Consider the following 2,500-nt stretch of genomic DNA (forward strand, 5'->3'; position numbering starts at 1 on the left):
AAGAAGTTCATATACATATTGTAACGACAGCGTAGAATTAAGAACAAACCATTTTGATGCAGGGACTCAGGGATTTCCGGGTGTCGGACAGACATTCAAGGAAATACAATGAAGAGTTTGATCCTGGCTCAGGATGAACGCTAGCGGCAGGCCTAACACATGCAAGTCGAGGGGTAACATGGAAAAGCTTGCTTTTCTGATGACGACCGGCGCACGGGTGCGGAACGCGTATGGAACCTGCCCCTGTCAGGGGAATAGCCCAGGGAAACTTGGATTAATGCCCCATGGTATCACGGGATCGCATGATTTTGTGATTAAAGATTTATCGGACAGGGATGGCCATGCGTACCATTAGTTAGTTGGTGAGGTAACGGCTTACCAAGGCAGCGATGGTTAGGGGCCCTGAGAGGGGGATCCCCCACACTGGTACTGAGACACGGACCAGACTCCTACGGGAGGCAGCAGTGAGGAATATTGGACAATGGGCGGGAGCCTGATCCAGCCATGCCGCGTGCAGGATGACGGCCCTATGGGTTGTAAACTGCTTTTATACGGGAAGAAACGCGCCCACGTGTGGGCGTCTGACGGTACCGTAAGAATAAGGACCGGCTAACTCCGTGCCAGCAGCCGCGGTAATACGGAGGGTCCGAGCGTTATCCGGAATCATTGGGTTTAAAGGGTCCGTAGGCGGGCCTGTAAGTCAGGGGTGAAAGTTTGTGGCTCAACCATAAAATTGCCTTTGATACTGCAGGTCTTGAGTCATGGTGGGGTCGCCGGAACATGTGGTGTAGCGGTGAAATGCATAGATATCACATAGAACACCGATCGCGAAGGCAGGTGGCCAACCATGTACTGACGCTGATGGACGAAAGCGTGGGTAGCGAACGGGATTAGATACCCCGGTAGTCCACGCCGTAAACGATGGATACTAGCTGTGGGGACTTCGGTCTCCGTGGCCAAGCGAAAGTGATAAGTATCCCACCTGGGGAGTACGTTCGCAAGAATGAAACTCAAAGGAATTGACGGGGGCCCGCACAAGCGGTGGAGCATGTGGTTTAATTCGATGATACGCGAGGAACCTTACCAGGGCTTAAATGCAGGCTGCATAAGCTAGAGATAGCTTTTTCTTCGGACTGCCTGCAAGGTGCTGCATGGTTGTCGTCAGCTCGTGCCGTGAGGTGTCAGGTTAAGTCCTATAACGAGCGCAACCCCTACCGTTAGTTGCCAGCATGTCAAGATGGGGACTCTAACGGGACTGCCGGTGCAAACCGTGAGGAAGGTGGGGACGACGTCAAATCATCACGGCCCTTACGTCCTGGGCTACACACGTGCTACAATGGCCGGTACAGAGGGAAGCCACCCCGCGAGGGGGCGCGGATCTACAAAACCGGTCACAGTTCGGATCGGGGTCTGCAACTCGACCCCGTGAAGCTGGAATCGCTAGTAATCGGATATCAGCCATGATCCGGTGAATACGTTCCCGGGCCTTGTACACACCGCCCGTCAAGCCATGGAAGCCGGGAGTGCCTGAAGTCCGTCACCGCAAGGAGCGGCCTAGGGCAAAATCGGTAACTAGGGCTAAGTCGTAACAAGGTAGCCGTACCGGAAGGTGCGGCTGGAACACCTCCTTTCTAGAGAAAGAGATGCCCGGAATCCCGGGTCCCGCACGAGGTGGTTGTTACGTTTTGCGCTGTCGTTTATGATATGTTTTTTTGGTATACAGGCAAATTTAGGCCAAGACAGTCTCATAGCTCAGCTGGTTAGAGCGCTACACTGATAATGTAGAGGTCGGCAGTTCGAGTCTGCCTGAGACTACGAAAGGTACGAAGTATGTAAATACGGAGTGCGAAGTTCATTGAGGAATACTGAAGGAAATTTTAGAAGTTGAGTGATTATCACGTAATGGTGGGCACGTTATCAAAACTGTTAACCGTTAACTGGTAACTGCTGACTGAAACGGGGGATTAGCTCAGCTGGCTAGAGCGCCTGCCTTGCACGCAGGAGGTCATCGGTTCGACTCCGATATTCTCCACCACGGCAATTGTCGTCGACGGTGATTTTCATTGCCGGTGGCGATTCGCCAGAAAGTTCATTGACATATTGGGACGGAGCAGTAACGACATAGGTCGTTATGTGCGAAGTCAAAGAAGAAACACGAAGTAGAATAGAATATATAAAGGATTACGAGAGGGCATCTGTACTTAGGTACAGGTGCGACAAGCAAAAGAAGGGCGTATGGGGGATGCCTAGGCTCTCAGAGGCGATGAAGGACGTGATAAGCTGCGAAAATCCACGGGGAGCTGCACATGAGCATTGATCCGTGGGTGTCCGAATGGGGCAACCCGGCTGGTTGAAGGCCAGTCACACCGTAAGGTGGGCGAACCCGCTGAACTGAAACATCTAAGTAGGCGGAGGAAGAGAAAACAAGAGTGATTCCGAGAGTAGCGGCGAGCGAAATCGGATCGGCCCAAACCGTCGTTGTTCCGGCAATGACGGGGTT

Annotated in this window: 2 tRNA genes and 2 rRNA genes (1 of these 4 cut by a window edge); all 4 read left to right on the forward strand. The window is 52.6% G+C overall.

Going from position 1 to position 2,500, the window contains the following annotated elements:
• Positions 1 to 105: 105 nt before the first annotated feature.
• Positions 106 to 1,631 (forward strand): 16S ribosomal RNA (locus tag EO132_RS14865).
• Positions 1,632 to 1,741: 110 nt separating this feature from the next.
• Positions 1,742 to 1,815 (forward strand) — tRNA-Ile (locus tag EO132_RS14870).
• Between the two features lie 143 nt (positions 1,816 to 1,958).
• A tRNA-Ala gene (locus EO132_RS14875) sits at positions 1,959 to 2,035 on the forward strand.
• Between the two features lie 178 nt (positions 2,036 to 2,213).
• A 23S ribosomal RNA gene (locus EO132_RS14880) occupies positions 2,214 to 2,500 on the forward strand; it runs 2,532 nt beyond the window's last position.
• The 16S and 23S rRNA genes sit together here with 2 tRNA genes alongside, the layout of an rRNA operon.

This window comes from Flagellimonas oceanensis (assembly GCF_003992595.1).
In the GTDB taxonomy this organism is placed as follows: Bacteria; Bacteroidota; Bacteroidia; order Flavobacteriales; family Flavobacteriaceae; genus Flagellimonas; species Flagellimonas oceanensis.